Source organism: Pseudomonas psychrophila, assembly GCF_001043005.1.
Taxonomy (GTDB): domain Bacteria; phylum Pseudomonadota; class Gammaproteobacteria; order Pseudomonadales; family Pseudomonadaceae; genus Aquipseudomonas; species Aquipseudomonas psychrophila.
In genome coordinates this window covers 613,815-638,894 of sequence record NZ_JYKZ01000001.1, presented here as the reverse complement: position 1 = coordinate 638,894, position 25,080 = coordinate 613,815, and the positions used below count along the sequence as shown (strand labels likewise).

Genomic DNA, 25,080 nt, shown 5'->3' with positions numbered 1-25,080 from the left:
ACGCCCCCTACAGCGCCTTGTCTTCACGCCCGCGCAGTATCTGATTGGGCATCGCCAGCGCCGCTGTCAGCCCCAGCAGTGAAACCGCTGCGCTGATGGTCAGCAGGTGGCGGAAGGTCACCAGCAGTTCTGCTCGCAGGTCATCCAGGGCCGGGCCTTGTACGGCGTTCAAGCCGTCCAGCAACACATTGCCCGAGCTGCCTTCTCCCAGTAGTGGCTGGCCCCCAGCAGGTGCCAGCAGTGAGTCATGCAGCAACGCCAGCAGCAGGGCCGACATCAAGGCTACCCCCATCGCACCGCCCAGCGCGCGAAACAGGTTGGTGGTGCTGGTCGCCACGCCAATGTCGTGTTGTTGCACCGAGTTCTGCGCCCCCACCAGCGAGGTCGGAAATTGCATGCCACCAGCGATCCCGCTCAAAAGCATGAACACGCCACTCAACAACTCGGCGCTCGGCGGGCTGAAAGCCATCCCGAGGATGGACAGGGGCATCAGCACCGCACCGCTTAAAATCATCGGTTTGTAACGCCCGGTTACCGAGGTCATGCGCCCGGCAAAATACGCTCCCATCGGCAAACCTATGGCCAGAGGCAGCAGGTGCAGGGCCGCGCTGTCGGCACCCGCGCCGGTGATGCTCTGATAACGCAACGGCATCAGCACAATCAGGGAAATGGCCTGGAAACTGGTGAAAAACACTGTGCACCAGCACAGCACTGCATTGCGATTGGCAAACAGGTGCATGGGCAACAAAGGTTCTGTCGTGCGGCGTTCGTGCCACACAAACAGTCCCAGCGCGATCAGCGCAACGGCCAGAAACCCGGCGACCTGATCATCGCGCCAGCTGTGTCCCTGGCCGATAAACGTGATGCTCAGCAACAGTGACGTCAGGCCTACGATCATCAGCATCGTGCCCAGGTAGTCAATAATCGGTTTGCGTTGCGGGACAGGCAACCCAACCAGCGTGCGATGGGAGATCCACAAGGCCGCAAGCCCCAGTGGCAAATTGATTAAAAATACCCAGCGCCATGACAGATACTCGGTCATGTAGCCGCCCAGCACGGGGCCGGCAACGCTGGCCAGCGCATACATGCTGCTGAAATAACCCTGATAGCGTCCGCGTTCGCGAGGGGGCACGATATCGCCAATGATCGCCTGGCTCACCGAGATCATCCCGCCAGCACCAATGCCCTGAATGATCCGCGCCAGTACCAGTTGCTCCATGTTCTGCGCGAGCCCGCAAAACAGCGAGGCCAGGGTAAACAGCCCCATGCCAAACAGCATCAGGCGCCTGCGGCCGTACAAGTCACCGAGTTTGCCGTAGATCGGCACGGCCACGGTCATGGCCACCATATAGCCCGAGATCACCCACGCGAGTTGGCTGACATCCTTGAATTGGGCGGAAATGGCGGGCATGGAGACGGCGACAATGGTTTGATCCAGCGCCCCCAGGAAAATCGCCAGCATCAGGGCGATCAGAATGCTGCGAATGGCGGGCTTTGTCTGAGGGGGAGGATTCAGGCTGGTCACGAAAACACCTTTGGGCGGCAAACCTGTGGCGGAGTGCCGCTAGTCTACTCGATAGCCTGCTATTCGATAGCCTCGTAAGGGAGTCCCACGTAATTTTCTGCAATGGTGGTACGCCCCGCCTCGGAGTCGACGAAATACGCCAGTTCACTGTCAGCAATACGCTGGCTAAATCCGTCGTTGTCGGGAAAACGGTGCAGCATTGACGTCATCCACCACGAGAACCGTTCAGCCTTCCAGATGCGCCGCAGGCACACCTCGGAATAGCGTTCCAGCAGATCGGTACGACCCTCGCCGTAGACCTTGAGCAAGATATTGAACAGTGTGCTGACATCGCTGGCTGCCAGGTTCAAACCTTTGGCCCCGGTCGGCGGCACGATATGCGCGGCGTCGCCCACCAGAAACAGGCGCCCGAACTGCATCGGCTCGACCACAAAACTGCGTAGAGGCGCGATGCTTTTTTCGATGGAAGGCCCGGTGATCAAACGCTCAGCCAGCGCCTTGGGCAGGCGGGTTTTCAGTTCGTCCCAAAACCGCTGATCAGACCAGTCCTCGACCTTTTCCTGTACCGGGACCTGCAGGTAATAACGGCTTCGGGTAGCCGAGCGCTGGCTGCACAGGGCAAAGCCACGCTCGTGTTTGGCATAGACCAGTTCGTCGTTGACCGGCGGTGTATCGGCCAGTACGCCGAGCCAGCCGAAGGGATAAACACGTTCGAAGATATTCAGGGCATCACTGGGAATCGACTGACGCGCCACGCCGTGAAAACCATCGCAGCCGGCAATGTAATCGCAGTCCAGGCGCCAGCTTTCGCCATCTTTGTCGAACGTGACGTAAGGCGCATCGGTTTTCATTCCGTGGGGCTGAACGTTGCTGGCGCTGTACAGGGTCTGTGCCCCGGCTTCTTCGCGCGCGGCCATCAGATCGCGTGTCACTTCGGTCTGGCCGTAGACCATCACCGTTCTGCCGCCGGTCAGACCCTTGAGGTCGATATGCACCTGGCGGTCATCCAGAGCCAGTTCAAAACCATCATGGACAAGCCCTTCAGCGTCCATACGCTGACTTACCCCAGCCTGGCGCAGCAGATCGACCATGCCTTGCTCCAGTACCCCGGCGCGAATCCGCCCCAGGACGTATTCACCGGTCTGGCGCTCGATGATGACGTTGTCGATTCCGGCGTTATGCAACAGTTGACCCAGCAGCAGGCCCGAAGGTCCAGCGCCGATAATAGCGACTTGAGTTCTCATTATTGTTCTCTCGAGCAGCCTCGACCCTGTGGGACGAGAGGGTTCTTATTCATTTGTGCCTGTATTTTTCGCTTGCGAGAGAAGCAATAGAAGGTGATAACCACGTCATTACCGGTACTTTTCGCTAATCGGTGCGATTATCGGCTTTCAGAAAGAACTTCAGACCTGGCGCCCATGAATCCTTCAATTCCGGTGTTCAAACTCTACGGCGAGCAGCAAGACTGGCTTGGCCCCGACCTGTTGCACTGCGAAACCATCTCGCTGCGCAGCCGCGTCCACGACTGGGAAATCCGCCCTCATCGGCATGCCGATCTGTGCCAGTTACTCTATGTACACACGGGTCGTGCGCAGGTTGAGGTCGAAGGTCAGCGTCATATCCTGGAGCAATCGGCCATTCAGATAATCCCGCCACTGTCCGTGCACGGGTTTCAGTTTTCGCCGAACGTCGAAGGGTTTGTACTGACGTTGGCGGCTCCGTTGGTGGCTCAACTGCAAGCGCAACTGGGAGGCTCAGTCAGCTTGTTGCAACGAGTCGCCAGTTACCCGGCAGGCAAGGATCGTGATTACCTCAATAATCTGTTCAGCGAACTGCAAAGCGAGTACGTCGGCGCACAGCCCGCCCGCGACATGCTTTTGCAATCGCTGATCAGCGTGCTGCTGGTGTGGGTCGCCCGTCAGGTGATTCAGCGCCGTGAAGCCCAGCAGCTGCCATCACGGGGGCGTGAGTACCTGAGCGTGTTCAACCAACGGGTCGAGGCACTGTTTCGCGAGCAACCGAGTGTTGAGCAACTGGCGCATCAGGTGGGTATTTCTGTGGCGCACTTGAACAGCATCTGTCGCGAACTGGCGGGGCAGTCGGCATTGCAGATCATCCATCAACGCATTTTATTGGAAGCCAAGCGGCATTTGATTTACACGCCAATGACCATCAGCGAGGTGGCTGACAGTCTGGGGTTTGTTGATCCGGCCTATTTTGCGCGGTTTTTCCGGCGTCTGAGCGGAACTTCCCCTAGTGCCTTTCGAACAGGTCGGGCTGACGGCATCAGCCCGACCTGATGCTCCGGGGCTTCCTTACCTCAGAGCGCTGAACAGAGCATTGCAGTGCGCGCCATTGCAACTGGCGATCAATCCGGATGCTTGCCGGGTTTGCTCAGCGCGGTAACAAGCGCCTGCAAACAGTACAGCGGCAGCAAAAACGACAAACACGGTCATACATCTTGTTTTTGTTTTAGTAGTCATGGCATTGGCTCCCTGACGTCATAGCTTTGAGGCTAGTTCAGACCTAGGTTCTTGCCATGTCAGTTGTACGAGTGGTTCTCCTCGGCTTCATCCCTCAAATGGACTAGGCGACTGATGTTTGCACTCCCGCAGCTACAGATCCCGGTCCCACGCGGGTTCGTCGCTAAAACGTTCAGCGAGAAAGTCGAGCATGCTGCGCAATGTGGCCGGCATGTGTTTGCGCGAGGCATACACCGCGTAAATGTTCATCAGGCGCGGTTCTGCGTCAGGCAGCAAGCGCACCAGTTCACCCCGTTGCACATACACCCCGGCCTGGTAGCTGGGCAGCAACGAAATCCCTGCACCAGACAGTGTGGCGCTCAATAAAGTGCTGGCTTCGTTGGCGCTGATATTGCCTTGTACGGGTACTGAGACCTCCTCACCGAGGCAGGTAAAATGCCACAGGCTTTTGCCGTAATAAGTATGGGTCAGGCAGTTATGCCGGCTTAGCTCGTCGACCAGCTGCGGCGCCGGGTGTTCGCGTAAATACGCCGGGGATGCACAGAGCACCGAACGACAAACGGTCAGCTTGCGGGCGATCAGGCTCGGGTCCAGATCATTGCTGGTGCGAATTGCCAGGTCGATGCGCTCGTCCACCAGGTTTACGGTGCGGTCGAGCATTTGCAGGTCAATGCTGACCTGCGGATAAAGCCGCACATAGTCAGTCACTGCCGCCGCCAGTTGCGCCTGTCCGAACGACGTACTGACGCTGATGCGCAGCAGCCCTCGGGGGGCGTCGGTGGGTACATCCACCGCGGCCTGCATGTCATCAGCCAGCTCCAGCAGTTGTCGGCAGCGGGGCAGGGTCTCATTGCCCGCAGCGGTCAGGCTCAACTTGCGCGTGGTGCGGTGCATCAAGCGTGCACCTACCCATTCTTCCAGCTCCGCCAGATAGCGCGACACCACCGGGCGTGACAGATCCAGGTGATCGGCCGCCGCCGACTGGCTGCCGAGGTCGACGACAGTCACAAACACCCGCATTGCAATAAGACGATCCATGATCTGCCCGATATCTGAAACAAACTATGTTCAAGCATCGCATTTTTAGTTAGCGATCGTGCAACTAAGCTCTGTCCATTGCCGACCTTGGCCACTGACTCAGGAATTACCCATGACTGGATTTTCGACCCTTCGCCGTTTTGTCCTCAGCGCTGTCGTGCTGGGCTTTGCAGCCCATGCCGCGGCTCAGGCTCCGTTGACCCTGGACGTCTACAACCCTGGAGAGGCGGCGATTTTTCCGGTGTCTTCGGTGCTGATCAGCGGTGACAAAGACGCCATTCTGGTTGACGCCCAGTTCGGCAAGGCCCAGGCACAGCAGGTGGTCGACAAGGTTCGCGCCAGCGGCAAAAACCTCACCACCATCTACATCAGCCACGGCGACCCTGATTACTACTTTGGCCTTGAAACCCTGACCCAGGCATTTCCCGACGCCAAGGTCGTGGCCTCGGCGCCGACCGTTGCACATATCAACGAAACCAAAGACGCTAAGCTGGCGTTCTGGGGCCCGAAAATGGGCACCGATGTACCGGGCAACGTGATCGTGCCGCAGGTCCTCAAGGGCAATACTCTGGACCTAGAAGGGCGTGAACTGGACGTGGTTGGCCTCACCGGGCGCCAGCCAGATCGCACTTTCGTATGGATTCCATCGCTTAAAGCCGTGGTTGGTGGCGTTGTAGTGGCCGACAACCTCCACGTGTGGATGGCCGACACCCAGACCCCGCAATCGCACAAGCAGTGGTTGGCCACCCTCAAGCGTATCGACAGCCTGCAGCCGAAAATCGTGGTGCCGGGTCATTATCTGGGCGAAAGCGATCGTTCGTTGAAGGCCGTGCATTTCACCCGTGACTACATCAAGGCGTTTGACGAAGAGACTCTTAAGGCCAAGAACTCGGGCGAGTTGATTGCGGCAATGAAAAAACGCTTCCCGGATCTGGGCGAAGAATCGTCGCTGGAACTCAGTGCCAAAGTGGCCAAAGGCGAAATGAAGTGGTGAAACTGCTTGCGTGTCCAACGGTAAAACCTACTCACTGGAGAGCGTCATGAGCAAAATTGCAATTATTGGAGCGACGGGGCGTGCCGGCAGCCAACTGTTGGAAGAGGCCCTGCGTCGCGGTCACAGCGTGACGGCCATTGCCCGCAACGCTACCAAATTGGGTGAGCGCGCCGGTGTCGCTACCCAAAATGTCGACCTCAACAACGCCCAGGCCCTGCAAGACGCAGTGGCGGGGCATGACGTGGTGCTCAGCGCAGCGCATTTTTCGACTCAGCCAGCTTCGGTGATTATCGAGCCGGTGAAAAAAGCCGGCGTCAAACGCCTGCTGTTTGTGGGCGGGGCGGGCTCCTTGCTGTTGCCAGATGGCAGCAAAGTCATCGACAGCCCTGGCTTTCCCGAGGAGTACCGTCCTGAAGCCTCGGCGGGCTGTGTTTACCTCGACACCCTGCGTGCCGAAAAAGATCTGGACTGGAGCTTCCTGTCACCGTCTGCCGAGTTTGTCGATGGTGAACGCACAGGCAAGTTCCGCTTGGGTGCAGACCACCTGCTGATCAGCGCTGAAGGCAAAAGCTGGATCAGCTTTGCTGACTTCGCCATCGCCATGCTGGATGAAGTCGAACAACCCAAGCATTCCCGCCAGCGGTTTACGGTGGGGTATTGATCTACGGCTGATCAGCATCCCCTGCCTGTTTCACCAGCCAATCCAGCAATTCGCGCAACGGCGCGGACGGTTCGTTGCGCGATGAACACACCAGCCGGTAGACGGCGCCGGTCCGTACTTTGAAGTCAAAGGGCATGGCCAGTCGGCCAGCCTTCAGATCATCCCCGATCAGTGACCAGTCTCCGATGGCGACTCCGTTGCCTTGAGCGGCAACGGTCATGGCCAGGTCCAGGGTGTCGAAGTACTGGCTCTTGCGAATCATCGACACATCTCCCCCCGCCGCAGCCAGCCAGTTGATCCAGTCCTGTTGATCGCGACTGGGGTGCAGCAGGGTGTGTTGTGCAAGGTCGTTCAGGTGGTTGATGGCGTTACTGCCGTCCAGCAGGTGCGGGGCGCAGACCGGGGTCAACTGTTCGTCAAACAGGTGCCGGCCTTCGCGCTTTGGCCCTGGCTGCGGGCTGTAGACCACGGCGGCGTCGAAAGCCTCGCGCCGAAAATCCACACCGTGTTGCACGCTGCTGGTCAGTTCTACCGGCACGTCCGGACGCAGTTTTTGCCACTGGAGCAACTTGGGCAGCAGCCAGCGCAGCATGCAGGTAGGCGCCTTGATTTGCAGTGGGGTACGACGAATGCTGGCGTGCTCGACCGCCTCGCCGATCATGTCGAAGACCTGCTCAATGCGGGGGTAAAACGCCTGGCCTTGCTCGGTCAGACTCAGGCCGCGAGCCTGGCGATGGAACAGCGCATACCCCAGATGCTCCTCAAGCCCGGCAATTTGCCGACTCACCGCCCCCTGGGTGATGTGCAACTGCTCACCGGCACGGGTGAAGTTGCAACATTGAGCCGTGATCAGAAAAGTATGCAGCGCAGGCAGTGGCGGTAGGCGTTTCATCAGTGGTCAGCCATGAGTCAAGGACATGGCTAGTATGAGCACGTTTGCGTTGTGCGCACCACAGCCGACCGCTTCAATGGTTCATTCCCGAACAAGAAGAGGAGCAGGACACATGGCGACGTGCGGCGAAGTATTGGTCAAGTTGCTGGAAGCGTATGGGGTCGAGCAGGTGTTCGGCATCCCCGGTGTACACACCGTTGAGCTGTATCGCGGGTTGGCAGGTTCCAGGATCAACCATGTAACCCCGCGTCACGAGCAAGGCGCAGGGTTTATGGCTGATGGCTATGCCCGCACCAGCGGTAAGCCGGGCGTGTGCTTCATCATCACCGGCCCCGGCATGACCAATATCACCACTGCGATGGGCCAGGCGTACGCGGACTCGATTCCGATGCTGGTGATTTCCAGTGTGCAGTCGCGCAGCCAATTGGGTGGTGGGCGTGGCAAGTTGCATGAGTTGCCGAATCAGGGGGCCTTGGTCGCTGGTGTGGCGGCGTTTTCCCACACCCTGATGTCGGCGGCGGAGTTGCCGGGCGTGCTGGCGCGTGCATTTGCGCTGTTTCAGGCCGGGCGGCCACGGCCCGTACACATCGAGATCCCCTTGGACGTGCTGGTGGAAAACGCCGATGCACTGCTTGCCAGTCTCCCCGTCAGTATTGCCCGGCCGGGGGCCTCACCGGCTGCCATCGAACAGATGAGCCAGCGGTTGGCCCACGCTAAACGGCCGTTGATTCTGGCGGGTGGTGGCGCGATAGAGGCGGCACCCGCGTTGCAGAAGCTGGCTGAGCGACTGTGCGCGCCAGTGGCTCTGACTATAAATGCCAAGGGCATGCTGCCTTCTGATCACCCGCTGTTGATTGGCTCGACCCAATCGCTGGTTGCGACGCGGGCCCTGGTGGCCGAAGCCGACGTAGTGCTGGCCATTGGCACCGAGCTGGCCGAAACCGATTACGACGTGACCTTTGCTGGCGGCTTTGAGATCCCCGGTGCCTTGTTGCGCATCGATATCGACCCGGATCAGACCGTGCGCAACTACCCGCCGACCCTCGCTCTGGTGGCGGATGCGAGCCTGGCAGCCCAAGCTTTGCTGTCGAGCCTTGCCCAAGTGCCGTCCCGGGAGACGGGCTGGGGCACAGAGCGGGTCAGTCGCCTGAAGGCCCGGCTGGAAACTGAATGGGATGCGCCGACCCGGGCGCAAACCCATTTTTTGCAGGCGGTGTTTGATGTGCTGCCAGATGCGGTGTGCGTAGGCGATTCGACCCAGCCGGTGTACACCGGCAACCTGACTTTCAACCCCGGGCAGCCGCGTCGCTGGTTTAACTCATCAACCGGCTACGGCACCCTCGGCTATGCACTGCCAGCGGCAATCGGGGCCTGGCTGGGGCGCCGGGCAGAGGGGAGCGGGGGTGGCCCGGTGCTGTGTCTGATCGGGGACGGGGGGTTGCAATTCACCCTGGCTGAACTGGCCAGTGCGGTTGAAGCTCGCACACCGATCATCGTGTTGCTGTGGAATAACCAGGGTTACGGCGAAATCAAAAAGTACATGCTTAATCGCGCCATCGAGCCGGTGGGTGTCGACATTTATACCCCGGACTTTATCGGTGTAGCCAAGGCGTTGGGGTGCACCGCGCAGGCGGTGGATGGCGAGGCGCAATTGCGCGCTGCCCTGGCCAGTGCCGCCGACCGCAAGGGGCCCAGCGTGATTGAAATCGATGAGCTGCGCTGGCAGCAATCCCTCGGGCTATAGGCTCATTCGCAGGCGCGCCAGATCCCGCACCGGTGGCGCGCCAAACTGACGGCTGTACTCGCGGCTGAATTGCGAGGGGCTCTCGTAGCCCACGCGATAGCCGGCGGCCGATGCATCCAGGCCCTCGCTGAGCATCAGCCGTCGCGCTTCGTTGAGGCGCAATTGCTTTTGGTACTGCAGTGGACTCATGGCGGTCATGGCCTTGAACCGATGGTGCAATGTCGACACGCTAAGATTGGCCTCCCGCGCGAGGCTATCGATGCGCAGCGGTTGTTCGAAGTTGCCGTTAAGCCAGGAAATCGCCCGGCTGACGCGATGGTTTTGACTGTTCTCGCTGGCGATTTCATACAGTCTGTGGCCAAGAGGGCTACGCAATAGTCGGTACAAAATCTCCCGGCGAATCAGTGGCGCCAGCATTGCGATATCTTTGGGTGTGTCGAGCAAGCGTGTCAGGCGCAGCAACGCGTCGAGCATTGGCTGGTCAATGGGCTCGACGTACAACCCGCGCCCGGTTGGTCTCGATGGCACGCCCATGGGCCCCGCATCGCTGATCAGCGTGGTGATCTCTGCCGGGTCAATATCCAGACGCAAGGCCAGCACCGGCCGCTCGGAGGATATCTCCAGCACCCGGCCGCTAATCGGCATCGACACAGAAACCACCAGGTAATTGAGCGGGTCGTAGGCGAAGTACTCATCCGCCAGGCGCACCTCTTTACGGCCTTGAGCCATGATGCATAGCGCTGGTTTTGGCAGGCTGGGGGCAAAATCGCTGGGTTGGCTGTATCGGGACACAAACAGCGCCTCGACGCCCGTGTTGAACGAGCCGTCTTCAGGGGTGTGGCGCAAAATCAGGTCAGCCAGTTCCGCTCGCTGAGTTTCAAGCGCGGGGTCGAGCGCCGGGCGCGGCGGTTCCAGCAGTGACATAGGTTGCATCCTCATTAAAGCAACAGGGCAGGCACAGCTTAAGTTTGTGCAAGGCCAAGGGGTAGCTGATTTCTGTCGTTGTCTTGCCTGATCCTGTCATTACTCTGCATCAAGCACCTGTCAAACCCGTTGCAGACGCTCAACCTTGCTCGAAAGGCCTATGACGAAGCAGGTGGTTCACTTGTGTAATCAGGAGGGTAGCAGGCGAGGTTTTGCAGAATCGTGCAAGCCAGGGGCAGGAATCGACTAACGGTCACGGGTGCTGGCCTTTAAGCTTTGAACCTCTCCCTAACACCACTTTCCTTTGTGGAGGCCAGCATGCCCCAGTCCAATGCCGTCAGTCACATGACCCTGGTTCGCGCCCGCGCAGGGTGCTCGGTTCAGGTCGAGGCGTGCCTGAGCCAACTGATCGAACCGACGCTCAAGACGCCCGGTTGCCTGCACTTTGTCTTGCAGCATTGTCAGACCGACCCGCTACTGTGGCAGGTCGCGGGTTATTGGCAGGATGAACCCTCGATGCAGGCGTATTTCAACTCATCGCTCATGGATGTTTACGGCGTGCTGGTTCACCAGCAAGTGGTAGATAGTCTTGATTTTCAGACCTTCAACGATGCGAACGGGCTGAACAGGTAGAATGCCGGTTTTTCCATTGGCCGGGAGTTGAAGCATGGCGCGTAAAGAGTTTGCACAGTTTGAAGCGGTATCAGCCGTGGTTCCGGTTGAACCCGGGATTTACCATGCCGCGATTGCAGTCAAAGCCTTGTACGAAGGTGGAGCGCCGCGCTTTCACAAAGTACTGATCGAGCAAACCTTCAAAACAGCCACGGCCGCCGATGCCGCTGCTGCTGAGCAACTTGAAGCCCTGCAAGGCGTCACCGAAGACGCCGAGCTGGTTTGGTAGTTGTAGGGTCTGTTGACGTTTGGGTGTGGCTCACAACTAAGCGTCAACAGGCCTTAACGCGGGCGATGCATTTTGAACAGTGCTTCGGGGCCCAGCTGGAAGTAATCCGCCGGGCCGCCACCGCGTAAGATCGGTTCGGCGGCTGCGGTGTCGTAAATCCCGTCTTTAAGCAGGTGTCTGGCGATATGTACGGCCACCACCTCGCCCAGAATCAGCCAGCTTGGCACCAACGCCTTGTCTGCACGTTGCAGCTGGATGATTTGCGTGACCTTGCATTCAAACGATACCGGCGTTTCGGCCACTCTCGGCACACTGATCACCCGCGAGGGTGCCGTCGTCAGGCCTGCCAACTCGAACTCATTCACCTCGGGGCCGACCATGGCGCAGCTTTGGTTCATCGCTTCGGCCAAGGGGCGTGTGGCCAGGTTCCAGACGAATTCGCCGGTTTGCTCGATGTTATTGAGGCTGTCTTTGCGGCCCACACTGCAAAACCCGATGATCGGCGGGATGTAGTTAAAGGCATTGAAAAAGCTGTAGGGCGCAAGGTTCAGTCGGCCTTGGGTATCCTGAGACGAAATCCAGCCAATCGGACGCGGACCGACGATGGCGTTGAACGGATCGTGGGGCAGGCCGTGGCCTTGGGAGGGTTCATAAAAATGAATATCGTCATGCATGGGAGTAGTCCGCAAACGGCTGATATAGAGCCCCTATAGTGCAAGGCATTGGGGGTGATTACAAAAGCGGCTACGGGTTCGCGCAATTTCCGTTCCCCCAAAAACGACTAAGCCCGGCCAGGGCCGGGCTGAAGTGCCTCCCTTCAGGTGTTAGCTGAAAAGGGCGCCATTGGTGCGATCGTAACCATCCGAGGCAAAGGTATCCGAATGGGTACGGCTGAAGCCGTCTTCTGCGAAGGTGGCCGAGTTAGTTTTGTCGAAGCCGTCTTCAGCGAAGGTAGCCGAGTTGGTTTTGTCGAAACCGTCTTCGGCGAAGGTGGCTGAGTTGGTTTTATCGAAGCCGTCTTCAGCGAAGGTAGCCGAGTTGGTTTTGTCGAAACCGTCTTCAGCGAAGGTAGCCGAGTTGGTTTTATCGAAGCCGTCTTCAGCAAAAGTGGCCGAGCCTGTGCGGTCAAAACCGTCAGCGGCAATTGCGGCGGAGCCTGTGCGGCTGAAACCATCTTCAGCAAAGCTCGACGAGTGAGTACGGTCGAAACCATCAGCGGCAAAAGCGTTGAAGGCCAGGGCGGAGAAGGCTGCTGCAATGATCAATTTGGTTTTCATGTTTAAGTTCCTTGTTTCGTGTCTGGGATGTTCAGTGGCTATGGGTTTAATGCTACGCCGATTAATTTGATTAAAAAGCGCAAAAAATAGCGTTAAACAATCGATTATTTCGATCCATTGGCCCGCGCAAAAATTGCGTCACGCGTGTCTGCTCTTCCATTGGGTGGCTGATCGCTACAGCCAGCGTTTGATTTCTTGCTGAGATTGATAGTGCACTAACAGAATTAACTGACTATTAAGTCAGATTAATCTGGTGCTCTGAAAGAAGGGGGCTTCGAAGGGGGTAGTGCGGGAGGGTGTGGCGGGTACAACCAGCCCCGTGCGGGGCTGGTTGGGGGCGAGGGGTTAGTCTGTTTCGATCCGCGAATGCTTGCGGGTGTCTTTCATGGTGGCGTACACCGCCAACGAGCAGGCGATGCAGGCCGTCACATACCAGTAGTAACCGGTCTCCATACCTGCACTCTTGAACCACAGGGCAATGTATTCAGCCGTACCGCCGAAGATCGAAACGGTCAGCGCGTAAGGCAAGCCTACGCCCAATGCGCGGATCTCTGTCGGGAACAGTTCAGCCTTCACCACAGCGTTGATTGAGGTGTAGCCGCTGACAATAATCAGTGCTGCCATGATCAGGAAGAACGCGCCCCACCAGGTGGTGATGGTGTGCAAGGTGGTGAGGATCGGGACAGTGAACAGGGTGCCCAGAACGCCGAAGGCGATCAGGATTGGGCGACGCCCGATCTTGTCAGACAGTGCACCTACCAGCGGCTGGATACACATGAACAGGAACAGTGTGGCGGCCGAAATGGTGGTGGAGTCCGAGATGCTCATGCCCACCGTATTCACCAGGTATTTCTGCATGTACGTGGTGTAGGTGTAGAACGCCAGCGTACCGCCCATGGTCAGGCCGACGACGGTCATCAGCTCTTTAGGGTGGCGCATCAAGGTGCGCATGGCGCTTTCTTTAGGCTTGACCTTGGCCTTTTTGAACGACTCGGTTTCTTCCATGCCGCGACGCAAATACAGCGCGACCACGGCGCACAGGGCACCGATTACAAACGGAACGCGCCAGCCCCAGCTGTACAGCTGTTCTTCGGTCAGGGTTTGTTGCAGAACGATCAATACGCCCAGAGCGATGAGCTGACCCGAGATCAGGGTCACGTACTGGAAGCTCGAGAAAAAACCGCGACGTTCCTTGGTTGCCATCTCGCTCAGGTAAGTGGCCGAGGTGCCGTACTCGCCACCCACGGACAAGCCTTGCAGCAGGCGGGCGAAGACCAGCAGGACGGGCGCCCACACGCCAATGGTTTCATAACCTGGCGACAGGGCGATGACCAGCGAGCCGAAGCACATCAGTAGCACGGAGGCCATCAGTGCGGCTTTACGGCCCTTGCGGTCAGCGTACAGGCCCATTAGCCAGCCACCGATCGGGCGCATCAAAAAGCCCACGGCGAAAATGGCGGCGGTGTTGAGCAGTTGTGCGGTGGTGTCGCCTTTCGGGAAGAAGGCCTTGGCGAAGTACAGCGAGAACGCGGCGTAGACGTACCAGTCGTACCACTCGACCATGTTGCCGACGGAGCCACTGAAAATTGATTTGATACGGCTGGAGGTGGTCTTTTCTTTAGGGGCCGCAGACACGGACCCGGCAGGCAGAGTGCTGGAGTTATCCATTGAATGGATCCTTCTTTCATTGTTTTTTTATAGCGCGTCAAAACGCGAGCTTGCAGGGCTATAGCAGGAGTTGTGCCAAGGCTGGAGAGCCCGGTTTACAAGGGGAGGAGGCTGGGAATGAGCGGAAATCCGCTGGTTTGCGGGTGCGTCATAGGCAGGAATCCGCCTATCTGACAAGCGTTGCAGGCCCTGACTCTTGTGGGAGCGGGCTTGCTCGCGATGGCATCACCCCGGTTTACCTGAACAACCGCGCCGTCCGAATCGCGAGCAAGCCCGCTCCCACAGAGGCAGGAATCGCTTAACTGCTCCCCAAAAATGCCTCGCGCACCAGCCCATGACGCTGCATTTTTTCATTCAGGGTACGGCGCGGCAGTTGCAGTTCATTGAGCACCGCCTTGATGTCGCCTTTATGCCGGGTCAGCGCGGCACGCAGGCATTGCGCCTCAAAGGCTTCCTGTTGCGCCACCAGCGATTGCCCAGCGCCGGGGTCGTCCAGTTGTGGTTCGCTCAAGCCCAGTACGTCCCGTTCGGCAACGTTGGCCAGCTCGCGCACGTTGCCCGGCCAGTCGTGGCTCAGCAGATGAGACAGTTGTGGCCCGCTCAGCGGCTGTGCGTTGCGCCCCAGGCGTTCACCGGCATTGCGTGAAAAGGCGTCGTACAGCAAAGGAATATCTTCCCGCCGCTCGCGCAGGGGGGCCAGGCGCAGTTCCGCCACGGTCAGGCGGTAGGCCAGGTCTTCGCGAAAACGCCCGGCCCGGGCTTCATCGAGCAAGTCGGGTTTGGTGGCGGCAATCACCCGCAGGTTCACGCTGATGCTCTGGTTGGAGCCCAGGCGCTCCAGCTTTTGTTCCTGCAGCACTCTAAGCAATTTGGCTTGCTGGGCGAGTGGCATGCTTTCGATTTCATCCAGAAACAAGGTCCCGCCATCGGCGTACTCAAGCTTGCCGATACGCTTGCCCATGGCCCCGGTAAATGCACCGCTTTCGTGGCCGAACAGCTCGGCTTCAAATAACTGCTCCGGGATCGCTGCGCAGTTCAGTGCCACGAAAGGTTTGTCGGCGCGCGGGCCAAAATCATGCAGGCAGCGGGCGACCAGTTCCTTGCCGCTGCCGGTCTCGCCCCGGATCAATACATTGACCGGTAATGGCGCCAGTTCCAGCACCTGGCGGCGCAAGGTCTGCAAGCTTCGCGACACACCCAGCAAGCGCCCGTCGATCAGCTCGCGCAGATCGGCCTGTTCGTGCAAACGGCGGTTTTCCAGTACCAGTTGGCGTTTTTCCAGGGCTCGGCGCAGGCTGCTGAGCAGTGCTTCGGGGCTGAAGGGTTTTTCAAGAAAGTCGTAGGCGCCATCCCGCATGGCTTCGACGGCCATCGGCACATCACCGTGACCTGTCAGCAAAATCACCGGCAGATCCGCATCCAGTTGTTGCAGGCGGGTCAGCAAGGCCAGGCCGCCCATGCCCGGCATACGCACATCACTGACAATCACCCCGGCAAAATGCGCGGGCAATTGACTCAGGCAGTCTTCGGCGCAGCTGAACAACTGCACCTCAAAGCCGCTCAGGCTTAGCCATTGCTCCACGGCATTACGAATACTGGCCTCATCATCGACCACGATCACCGAGTTGAGCATGTTTCACATTTCCTGTGCGATGGGCAGCGTCAGCGTGAATTGCGCGCCATCGGCCTGATTGCAGGCGGTCAAGCGACCGCCGATTTCGTGAACAATGGCGTAAGACACCGCCAGGCCCAAGCCTAATCCGTCACCCACAGGTTTGGTGGTGAAGAACGGATCAAAGATTTTACCCAGATGTTCTTCCTTGATGCCGCCCGCGCTGTCGCTCACCGTCAAGTGCCAGAGTTGTTGATTGGCCTCGATGCGGATTTCCAGACGCTTGCGCGGTTTGTCGCGCAGGGCGTCAAGGGCGTTGCGCAGCAGATTGATCAAGACTTGCTCCAGACGGATCGCATCGCCGCGTACCCAGGCCGGGCGAACCAGATTGATAGTCAGGTCGACCGTTTCTTCCTGCAGGCGTGGTTCCAGCAGTTGCAGGGCCTGATCGACAACACGTGCCAGATCCAGACGTTCGCGTAAACCGCTGGGGCTTTGGCGAGCGTAGGTTTTTAGGTGGCCAGTGAGTGCGGCCATGCGCGTCAGCATCTGCTCCAGCGGGTCCAGGGCTTTGTAAGCGTCGTCGATACGGCCGTGATCGAGCAACAGGCGCAAGGTTGCCAGTTGCATGCGCTGGGCAGTCAGGGGTTGGTTGATCTCGTGAGCCAGCGCCGCCGACATTTGCCCCAGTGCCGCGAGCTTGGCTGACTGCACCAGGCCATCTTGAGCGGTGCGCAAGTCCCGGGTGCGGGCCTCGACCAGTTGCTCAAGTTCTTCGCGATTGCGCTGGCGCATGCGCGCCAGGCGCCAGCGCTGGAATAGAAACAACCCCAAAAATACCAGCGTCAACCACAGCCCAATCGCCGCCAGTGCGGCATTGCGGCTGTCTTCAGTAGACGCCAGCGGGCGGCGCAACAGGTGTAGCGTCCAGCCTTCGGCATTGAGGGGTAAGGTGCCCCACAGGTAATCCGCCGGGCCATCGGGGCCGTCGACGCGGCTCAGGTAGCTGTTTTCATCAAAGCTTTGTAGCGTGCGGGTTTTTATGAGCGTCAGCGGTTGGTTGTGGTACTGGCGGGTGGTGGAAATTTCGCTTCGATCGCTGTCATTCAAAGGGAGGAGCATGCGATAGCGCCAGTTGGGCTGGTTGGCAATAAATACAATGCCCCGCGCATCGCTGACGAGCAGCGTGTCTTTGCCCTGGCTCCATTCGCGTTCCAGTTGCGGGAACTCCAGCTTGACCACCATCGCGCCCAAAAACTGGCCTTCGGGGCCGAGTACCGCGCTGGATAAAAAGTAGCCCGGGATACCGCTGGTCACGCCCACCGCATAGAAACTGCCGGCACCCTGGCTACGGGTCTGCTTGAAGTACGGCCTGAAGCCATAGTTGTGGCCAACGTAACTGTTGGAGGTATTCCAGTTACTGGCGGCGACGGCCAGCCCGGTGCTGTCGAGCAACTCCAGGGTGGAGGATTGCGCTGCGCCGTTGATGCGTTCCAGTTTCAGGTTGAGCTCGGCTTGTACCTGAGGGGTGACGGGGCTGCTCAGGGCGTTCACCAGTTCGGAGTCCAGCGCCAGCACGGCGGGCAGTGCGCGATAGCGTTCGATTAACGTGTGCAGTGAGTTGGCATACAGATTGAGCTGCTCAGGCCCGCGTTTGGCGCTTTCTTCCAGCGCATGGCGATCGGCCTGAAGCATCGCCCAGCTCCCCGCAACGACGGCTCCTGCCAAAATCAACACGCAATACAGCGCCAATCGCAGATGGCGAGAAGTCATGGCCATGTTTACAGGCTGCTCTATAAAGGACAAAAACCCTAGCATGGTGCCACTGGGGGCCCATAAAGCCCATGTGATTCGGGTATTTATCTACAGCATGCCGAGGTTTGCCCATGGCTATGTTGGGGCTATTACTCAACGGAATCATGAAGATGACAACCCTGTCCCCCCCAGTGAGCGGTAGAGCACCTGTACTCCTGAGCAAAACCCAATGGGCGCAAAATGAAGCGCTGTCTTTTATCGCCTCCATCGTGCAGTCCAACTTTGCCCTTCTTGATGATGAGCAGAAAAACAGCTATCCCCAACTCCATCGCAAGGCCCAGGCAGACCTCGAAGCGGTCGAAACGGAGATCAAACGGATCAAGGACACCTTCAAATCCAGCCAGATCGCCGCGCTCAAACGAGAACTGAAAACCCTGACGGGCGTTGATATCAACCCCGAGCAAGCCCGCATCTACACGCGCTATCGTGAAAATATCCACGAAGACTTCAATGAATACCTCTCACGCATCAGTGGCGACAAACCTGCACGCGAACCCCGGTTCACCTTCAGCCCCCCTCGCACGACTCGCGCGCTGGATGAATCAAGATTTATCGAACGCGTTCACTCGGTCACGCTGTGGGACGCCGCTTGCGAGAACTTCAGCTATCGAACCGATTCCAGGCTGCTCAAGCCCTACAGCTATGAGCAGGCCAGTCACATCGATTATGCCGAGGGCTTGAATGGCCAAGCGGCAGGGCCGTTTATCGCGATCGCGCGCAGACTGGATTTTGGCGTGCAGTTGAACCGCTTGCTGGAGCAGGCAGCCGGGCCGGCTGGGTCCTTGATGCGGCTGGCAGTAGACGCAGCCAAATCCAGCATTGAATTCGAGTTGCTGGAGGCATTGCGAAATAACACCGTCTCGAAAGTTCAGCGCAGGGACCATGAGTTATTGCTCGGCATGTTGAAGGGGGACTCGTCACCCCACCTATGGCCCGTCTCGATGGGGCTTGCCAGGAAGCACAGGTTTATCCACCCGCCTGTGGACACGGGTGCCGACGGCAGGCTGCTGTTCGGTTCGCAAAGTGGCTATGACTTCATCGGAAAAGGCAGCGTGGCGCTGCCGCTTTTCATCATCAAGGTGCCCGAAGTCATGGGTGTCTTCAGCTACTTTCCTAATCGGCTGGGGGGTGCAGTTTTATGGCATACGAACGTAGGTGCCGTGTTCCAGCAGTTCGTGCAACAACTCAAGCAGGATCACAGCAAGGGGCAGCTGGGCTGGTTTGTCAGGCAACTGGCGCTCAAAGACCTGGGGTTCTTTAACAAACTGTTGGGGGCTGAGCCAAGGCCCGAAGGGCTGTCGTGGCTGGCGGGGGTGTTGTATGACAGTTTTCGCAGCACGTTCCCCGAACCTGACCTGGACAGTTTGCAACTGTCTGTCGAAATGTCTGCGGCTGGATCGCCACTGATGGCGTACGCAATGGCCGAGCGGCACATGCAGCGCTACCGCTCCAACCTGAACATGCTGGCCACCCCCAAGTCCGAACAGGACTGGCAGGCGTTCAAGGAGGCATTGACCGATATCGGCAGTGAGGTGTTGAGCCTGCTCACCACGCCCATGCCCGGAGGCGTGTTGGGGCTCAATAAAATCATGCAGGGTGCCATCTTCGGATCGCTGGCCTACAGCGTTGTGCAGGGGGTCAAAGAAGCCGGAAAAGGGGAGGCCAGCACCTTCGCCGGGGCATTGGCGGACTCGATGGATATGCTCATCAGCGGGCGGTTGATCGGCGTTGCAAGCAAGGCTCATCGACAACGCATGAACGCACTCTGGAACCGTGTGGGGCAGCCGATCAAGGTCATTCACCAGGACGGCAGGACCGAGTTGTGGGATCGGCAGTTGAGTCCCTATTCGCAAGTGGATGCCACCCTGCTGGACACGTTGACGCTCAACCATGAAGGTATTTATCCGCACATGGGCAAGGCGTATGCCAAGGTCCAGGAGGGCGACAAGACCCTGGCCATCGAAGTCATCCTTGACCCCGTCCACAAGCATTACGTGCTCAAGGCCGTTGATGCTCAGGTGTACCGGCCGCCTGTGGTATTCGATACCGTGACCAAGGTCTGGCGTCTGGCGCTCGATGATGTTCAGAGCCTGAGCGACGTTCAGTTGTTGCAGCGCATGCTGGTGGTCGATACCCAGAGCGCTGCGCGTGGGGATATCGAGAGGATGCTGAGCATTACCGCGACTTCTCGTCAGCAGTTGCAGGACACCTGGCAAGGCCAGCCCATACCGGGCCCGCTGGCCGACGGGGTACGTCGGCTAATGGCTGATCGACTCATCGAGCACATCGTTACCGACTTGCCACTGCGCGTGGCATTACCGGTCAGCGCCCACCGCGCGGTACTGAGTGTCTTGACCCAATTGGACCACTGGCCGGTGGAGGCAGTGCTGGATGTACTCAATCCACAAGGGACGGTGATTGAATCCTATGGCAAGGATTACCGCCCTGGTACGCCGTTGAATCGTATTCAGGTCAAGCGTCTGGATCATGGTGCCTATGCGGCCAAGGACGATCTCGGCCAAGGCAGTAGGCAGGTGCATCAATTGCTCGCCTTGGTACTCGACCAATTACCCGAGACATCAATGCTGGGGCGCGAAGACAGTCCTGGTCGTGACAGGGCCACGCGGATTACAGCCATTGGCGAGCAAGTTTGCGATCTGGCCCGAGAGGACAAAACGCTTTTATTCAAGGCCCTCACTGGGCTCGAAGGGCATGCGCGCAACGACCCGATTGCCAGCGCAGATGCAGGCCGCAAGTACTTGCCGCTGGTGTGCCCGCCGATCTCGGAAAGCACTACGCCACTGCTCGCCAAACTTCATGAGCTAAACCCCTCGTTGTCTATCGAGAGTCTGGAGTCACTGCTGGTTGCGCATCCATTCAATACGTACCAGGTGAGCCGTGCCCTTGAGCACAACGCCCAGCCCCTACCGTTTGCCAGCGCGGTGGATCAACTGGAGATAAAACTGCGTGTCGATCAGGCTCTGGATGGTATTTATCACCCCCGTGCCCATACCCGGGATATGGATAGCTGGGCGCGGGAGTTTGCGCGCGGTGCCCTGCACGACAAGCTCAATCGCAGGCTGGTGGTCACCGATGCTGCGAGCGTTTATACAGCCACTGGAGCTGACGACACCAGTGTCGTGCTGCGCCATCACGGCAATGGCTCGTACGCAGCGTTTGATTACCGTCGTCAAGAGAGCATCACGTTCAGCTCAACCCCTGACAGTTTTTATCTGGCGCTGGGTTGGTTGCTCAAACCTCAAGAACGCTCACAGCTGGGCATGCAGGGCATCAGCATCACGGGTCTGCGCAAGGCCTTGGGCGATGCAATGCTGGCCAGCCGTCAGGCAGATGGGCGCGTCAGCCTTTGGGACAAATCCACGGCCCAATACCAGAGGGCGGTGGCGTTACCCCTTGATCAGCCGCCGGGGGAGCTGGGGCTTTACGAGATAGAGGGTAAACACCATCTGTCGCTTTACGGCGTGGTGTATCAGGTTGAACTCGATGCCAAGCTGCACAAATGGCGACTCAAGCATCCGGATAAAGTCGGAGTCAATACGCCGCTGCTGGAGCACAACGGCGATGGCGCATGGCGACTGAAAAGCGAGAATCCGCTGCACTGGTCCAGGCTCCAGCTCTTGCGAAGACTGCGCGCCGAGCCTCAGTCCGTGAGCGATGAGACAGCGCAGGCAATCATGGCCGTGAGCAACACCGATGAAGGGGTGTTGCGCCAGGTACACATGAACAACCTGACCCCGCCACCCTTGCTGATCGACACCTGGAAACGCTTCGGGATTGAACGGGACATCCGCGGTTTTGTGAAGAAAATGCAGGCAGCTCACACCCTGCCTGATGCCCGTACCGACCTGCAGCTGTTATTGATGCAAAGTATGCCCGGCTGGCCACGGGACAAAGTACTGCAAGTGGTGGACGCGCAAGGCAATACCCTGCAGCAGTACGGCACTGATCTTGGGAGTCACGTGCCACGCATCAGAATCTTGCGCGATGACACCCACAACGGAAGCTTTTTGCGTGCCTTGCTTTCGCAGATGAATGAGGGCGATACCCGGGTTTTACTGGGGGATTACACGCCGGTGATCGAAGCACGAATGCTGGTATTGGCTAAAAAAATCGCCGCTCATGCCCTGGAGCGCGAAGTTGATGTGTTCAACACGCTGTACCAGAGCCTGGAGCAGAGCACTGATGCCCATGTAGTTGTGGTTCAAAACAAATACCCGCAGCTCCCCAAAAGCGTCATCAACAATCTGCTCAGGCACACCACAGGCCGCGAAAAAGCTCACTTCCTTGATCAAGGGCTAATCCCGCCACGGCTGGCCGAGCAAATTACCTGGACCTCCAGAGAGGTACGCCTGGCCCGGGCTTATGAGGGCTTGTTCATGGAGGCTACGGCAACTCCCGACAGCGAAAGGCTCATGTTGCATATGCTTGAGTCCCTGTCGGGCTGGCCCGCAAATGTGAGAATCGAGGTGCGCCGCAATGACGTGAACGGTCAGTTGCTCGACAGCATTGGATCAGCCGGTGGGCGCTCACCCCGCAGGCTGGTCAGGCGTGACGGTCGCTACCGGGCTTATGATCAGGATGGCCAGGCACTCAATGCCCCATCAACGACGGATAACAATCTGCTCGCGTCGATCTTGCATGTGTTGAACGAGGCCGAGCGTGGGGGCATCGCGATCAAGGATGTAAACGATACCCGGGTCCTGGCCAAAAAAATCAGCGACCTGGCCATCGCCCACAGAAGCCAGGTCAAGACCCTGTTGGGGCTGGAGCCGCCTAACCACCGGATTGAGCCGCCGATGAAAGTCGATACCTCGTTTGTCGCCTATCCCTTCTTTCTCAATCAAGGGCAGTCAAACCATCCTCTGGACCTGGTCCGTCAGGTGAGAAGCCTGTACCCGCGGATGAATTACGTCGAAAACCTGCGTTTTCTGGACGCGCTGGGCGGCACCGATGCGAGCAGGCGGGCAGAGGTCGAGCGGTTGCGGGTGGAACTTGAGACGCTGCTAGGGCAATTGGCGAGTTGGGAGCGCATCCAGCTTTACCCTACGGCGGGAACCCATGTTGCGATGGCACTTCCCGGGGAGCGGCGTAGGGTGTGTGAGCTGATCGAACGCGCCTGGCGCAGAGATACAGAGACTGTTTCGGCGCAAGCAAGCCTTGATGGCGGCTACTTACTGGTGTTCAACGGTATTCAGGCTGGCGACCTGCCGGCGCTGACAGGAGATTTCAGCCATATCAGGGGGCTGCACATGGATAACATGAACCTGCACCGAGGATCGAATGAGTTTTTGAGCAGTTTCAGCCAGTTGCATGTGCTGACGATGTTTGACAATCGATTGAGAAGCCTGCCACCTGCGATTGCCAACATGCCCCGGCTGACGACGCTCAACCTGTCCTACAACAACATTGTGCTGAGCCCTGAAAGTGCGCAACAGCTGGCGGGTTGCACAGCGCTTCAAGCGCTTCGCCTTGATAACAACTCGTTAGGCATCACGCCGGACGTAAGCCGGATGACGGCGTTACGCTATTTGAACTTATCACATACCGGAATTACGAGCTGGCCTGCAGGGTTGCAGGGGCTGACGCACCTTGAAGAAGTCAATCTGCGGCATAACAATATTGTCACTATCGAGCAGACGCTGTTTGAGGCCCCCGGTGCCAACGCGGTCAACAGCGTGACCCGGATTCACGGTAACCCTATATCCGCCGAGAGCCGTGACCGATTGATCGACTACTGGGGCAGAACCGGCATCCATATGGGCTACATCCCGGCGGTTGACCATGCCCATGCCTTTCACGAGGCCCGCTACCCGATAGGTGATATCAGTCCGTGGTTATCCTCGGGCCTGAGTGCTGTGCAACGGCAGCAAAAACTCCAGCAATGGGCCTTGCTCAAGGGGTTTGAGGGCAAGGCAAACGACTTGCTCAAATTGCTGTCGGGTCTGGCGCAGGCTCAAGCGGATATGTCGGCTCATAGCCGGTTGGCGCTGCACGACCGTGTGTGGACATTGATCGATCGCCTGCTGGCGGACACAGCCTTGCGCGACCTGCTGTTTCAGGGCGTTCACTATGATGCAACGTGCCGGGACGGTGTCATGGTGCTCCTCGACAACCTGGAGGTGCAGGTGCTCATTCATCAGGCTGAAAACCTGATCGGTGCGAACGTGCGCGAGACACAGCATTTAAATCTGGCCAAGGGGTTGTTTCGTCTCAGGCAAGTCGACCAGATCGCAGACGCCGTTATCGCCGAGCGCTTAAGGCTGGGAGGCCATCCCGATGTGGCTGAAATACAGCTGTTTTACCGAATCCAACTGGCCGAAGCCCTAGGCTTGCCGATTCAGACCCGGTCGATGTTTTCTGCGCCGATAGCAGGTATTTCTGCGGCGCAAATCACCGAGGCCAAAGACAGCATTCTGGCCATGGACGCTGGCCCCGCGCTCAAACACTCGATCATGCAGGAGGTTTTGTGGCGCAACTTTCTTCACGCCAAGCATACCGCCCGTTTCGAGGCCATCGAGGAGCAATACCAGAAGGACTACACAAAGCTCTCAGAGGACAGCGAACTGTCTGACGACTTGCAGTTACTCCGGGGGGCAGAACTGACCGATAGCAGAGATCAGAAGCTCAATCTATTGGTTGAAGAACTGACAGACGCGGCACTCCAGGGCGCTGATCAAACCCCTGGCGGGCCTCTGTAACCCGTTGGGGATCAGGGAGCCGCAGGCGTCTGAGCCTTGATCGCCACCACACTCAATACTTGATTTTCAAGCAGGCAAAACTGCGCATCCAGCTCGCGGCCGTGTTGCCATTCAGGCGACAGGTCGGTGAGCAGGCGCAGGCGCACATGGCCGTCCGTTGTCCAGTCGAGCACTTCGGCGTGTTCAAAATAAAAGCGTTTGTGCACCAAGGGAAACAGGGCCTTGAACAGGCTTTCCTTGACCGAGAAGGTCAGGGTGACCAGTAGCGCTATCTGCTCTTCAGGCCCGGCAGCCATGCGTTGCAATTCATCGGGGGTGAGGATTTCATTGGCCAGGCGCTTGGCGCGCTCGGTGCTGAGCAGATTCTCCAGATCCATGCCCAGCCCTTGCCATTCACTTTTCAGTGCCACCAGCGCTGCAGCGCGCCCATTGCTGTGGGTGATGGTGCCGCTGATATGAGCTGGCCATACGGGGGCGCGGTCTTTACCCATGGTGGGAACGTTACAGGTGCCGTCCAGTTGCAGCAGGGCGGCGCGGGCGCACAGGCGGCCGGCCAAAAATTCGGCTTGGCGTTTGGCCACTGAGCGTTGAATACTCGCAGGCATCTCAATGGCGCTTTGGGCAAAATCATCCACTGCAAGCTGTGCGGGGATAAAGTCGGTGCTGAACCACACACTGGCGGGCAGTTGTTGCGGCAGGGGCCAGTCAGTACGCAACGGCGTGCAGCAGGCAGGCAGGGCGGGGAGTCGGTTCATGGCGGGCATTGTGCAGGGGCTTGGCCCGGCTGTGCAATTGTTCAGAGTCTGTTCAGGGCGCACGACTTACTG

At 58.6% G+C, this 25,080-nt stretch carries 18 protein-coding genes; 7 read left to right on the top strand and 11 right to left on the bottom strand.

The window, feature by feature from the left end; all coding sequences use genetic code 11:
- Nucleotides 1-7 precede the first annotated feature (7 nt).
- Together TU76_RS02995 and pobA are read right to left on the bottom strand one after the other, a co-directional pair.
- The gene (locus TU76_RS02995) at nt 8-1,525 is read right to left on the bottom strand and encodes an MDR family MFS transporter (RefSeq protein WP_048351061.1); all 1,518 of its coding nucleotides are present in this window, start codon (nt 1,523-1,525) and stop codon (nt 8-10) included.
- Nucleotides 1,526-1,584: 59 nt separating this feature from the next.
- A complete protein-coding gene (pobA, locus tag TU76_RS02990) occupies nt 1,585-2,769 on the bottom strand; it encodes a 4-hydroxybenzoate 3-monooxygenase (protein ID WP_019827787.1) in 1,185 nt (394 codons plus the stop codon).
- A 174-nt stretch (nt 2,770-2,943) separates the two neighbouring features.
- On the opposite strand from pobA, the gene TU76_RS02985 reads away from it, so the two are divergent.
- Complete coding sequence (locus TU76_RS02985) at nt 2,944-3,825, top strand: helix-turn-helix domain-containing protein (RefSeq protein WP_048351060.1); 882 nt, start codon at nt 2,944-2,946, stop codon at nt 3,823-3,825.
- A 315-nt stretch (nt 3,826-4,140) separates the two neighbouring features.
- Here TU76_RS02985 and TU76_RS02980 read toward each other — a convergent pair whose 3' ends face one another.
- Nucleotides 4,141-5,046: a LysR family transcriptional regulator gene (locus TU76_RS02980; protein WP_048351059.1), complete on the bottom strand. Its 906-nt coding sequence runs from the start codon at nt 5,044-5,046 to the stop codon at nt 4,141-4,143.
- A 112-nt stretch (nt 5,047-5,158) separates the two neighbouring features.
- Between TU76_RS02980 and TU76_RS02975 the strand changes: the two genes are divergently transcribed.
- Nucleotides 5,159-6,040, top strand: coding sequence for an MBL fold metallo-hydrolase (locus TU76_RS02975; protein ID WP_019827782.1), 882 nt, complete (start codon nt 5,159-5,161; stop codon nt 6,038-6,040).
- A 46-nt stretch (nt 6,041-6,086) separates the two neighbouring features.
- Nucleotides 6,087-6,701, top strand: coding sequence for an NAD(P)-dependent oxidoreductase (locus tag TU76_RS02970; protein WP_019827781.1), 615 nt, complete (start codon nt 6,087-6,089; stop codon nt 6,699-6,701).
- A gap of 1 nt (nt 6,702) precedes the next feature.
- Here the strand turns inward: TU76_RS02970 and TU76_RS02965 are convergent, their stop codons facing one another.
- The gene (locus tag TU76_RS02965) at nt 6,703-7,593 is read right to left on the bottom strand and encodes a LysR substrate-binding domain-containing protein (protein ID WP_046808906.1); all 891 of its coding nucleotides are present in this window, start codon (nt 7,591-7,593) and stop codon (nt 6,703-6,705) included.
- 112 nt (nt 7,594-7,705) lie between these two features.
- Here TU76_RS02965 and TU76_RS02960 point away from each other — a divergent pair, with 112 nt between their 5' ends.
- Nucleotides 7,706-9,337, top strand: a complete 1,632-nt coding sequence (locus TU76_RS02960) for a 5-guanidino-2-oxopentanoate decarboxylase (RefSeq protein WP_048351058.1) — start codon at nt 7,706-7,708, stop codon at nt 9,335-9,337.
- Here TU76_RS02960 and TU76_RS02955 read toward each other — a convergent pair.
- A complete protein-coding gene (locus tag TU76_RS02955; protein WP_019827776.1) occupies nt 9,332-10,261 on the bottom strand; it encodes an AraC family transcriptional regulator in 930 nt (309 codons plus the stop codon). The two genes, TU76_RS02960 and TU76_RS02955, sit on opposite strands and share 6 nt — an antisense overlap.
- A 318-nt stretch (nt 10,262-10,579) precedes the next feature.
- Here TU76_RS02955 and TU76_RS02950 point away from each other — a divergent pair, with 318 nt between their 5' ends.
- Both TU76_RS02950 and TU76_RS02945 read left to right on the top strand, forming a co-directional pair.
- A complete protein-coding gene (locus tag TU76_RS02950) occupies nt 10,580-10,894 on the top strand; it encodes an antibiotic biosynthesis monooxygenase family protein (protein WP_019827774.1) in 315 nt (104 codons plus the stop codon).
- 34 nt (nt 10,895-10,928) lie between these two features.
- Nucleotides 10,929-11,162, top strand: a complete 234-nt coding sequence (locus tag TU76_RS02945; protein WP_019827772.1) for a hypothetical protein — start codon at nt 10,929-10,931, stop codon at nt 11,160-11,162.
- A gap of 53 nt (nt 11,163-11,215) precedes the next feature.
- On the opposite strand, the gene TU76_RS02940 is transcribed toward TU76_RS02945, so the two are convergent.
- From TU76_RS02940 to TU76_RS02915, 5 genes are all read right to left on the bottom strand, one after another.
- Nucleotides 11,216-11,836: a flavin reductase family protein gene (locus TU76_RS02940; protein WP_019827771.1), complete on the bottom strand. Its 621-nt coding sequence runs from the start codon at nt 11,834-11,836 to the stop codon at nt 11,216-11,218.
- 150 nt (nt 11,837-11,986) lie between these two features.
- Nucleotides 11,987-12,439, bottom strand: coding sequence for a hypothetical protein (locus tag TU76_RS02935; protein WP_048351057.1), 453 nt, complete (start codon nt 12,437-12,439; stop codon nt 11,987-11,989).
- Between the two features lie 345 nt (nt 12,440-12,784).
- Nucleotides 12,785-14,107 carry an MFS transporter gene (locus tag TU76_RS02930; protein WP_019827769.1) on the bottom strand — a complete coding sequence of 441 codons (1,323 nt, stop codon included), beginning with the start codon at nt 14,105-14,107 and terminating at the stop codon, nt 12,785-12,787.
- 298 nt (nt 14,108-14,405) lie between these two features.
- Nucleotides 14,406-15,740, bottom strand: coding sequence for a sigma-54-dependent transcriptional regulator (locus tag TU76_RS02920; RefSeq protein ID WP_019827768.1), 1,335 nt, complete (start codon nt 15,738-15,740; stop codon nt 14,406-14,408).
- 3 nt (nt 15,741-15,743) lie between these two features.
- Entirely contained in the window at nt 15,744-17,498 is a 1,755-nt protein-coding gene (locus TU76_RS02915) for a sensor histidine kinase (RefSeq protein WP_048351055.1), read from the bottom strand.
- A 146-nt stretch (nt 17,499-17,644) separates the two neighbouring features.
- On the opposite strand from TU76_RS02915, the gene TU76_RS02910 reads away from it, so the two are divergent.
- A complete protein-coding gene (locus TU76_RS02910; protein WP_048351054.1) occupies nt 17,645-24,253 on the top strand; it encodes an NEL-type E3 ubiquitin ligase domain-containing protein in 6,609 nt (2,202 codons plus the stop codon).
- An 11-nt stretch (nt 24,254-24,264) separates the two neighbouring features.
- Here the strand turns inward: TU76_RS02910 and TU76_RS02905 are convergent, their stop codons facing one another.
- Complete coding sequence (locus TU76_RS02905) at nt 24,265-25,008, bottom strand: 4'-phosphopantetheinyl transferase family protein (protein ID WP_019827762.1); 744 nt, start codon at nt 25,006-25,008, stop codon at nt 24,265-24,267.
- Between the last annotated feature and the right edge of the window lie 72 nt (nt 25,009-25,080).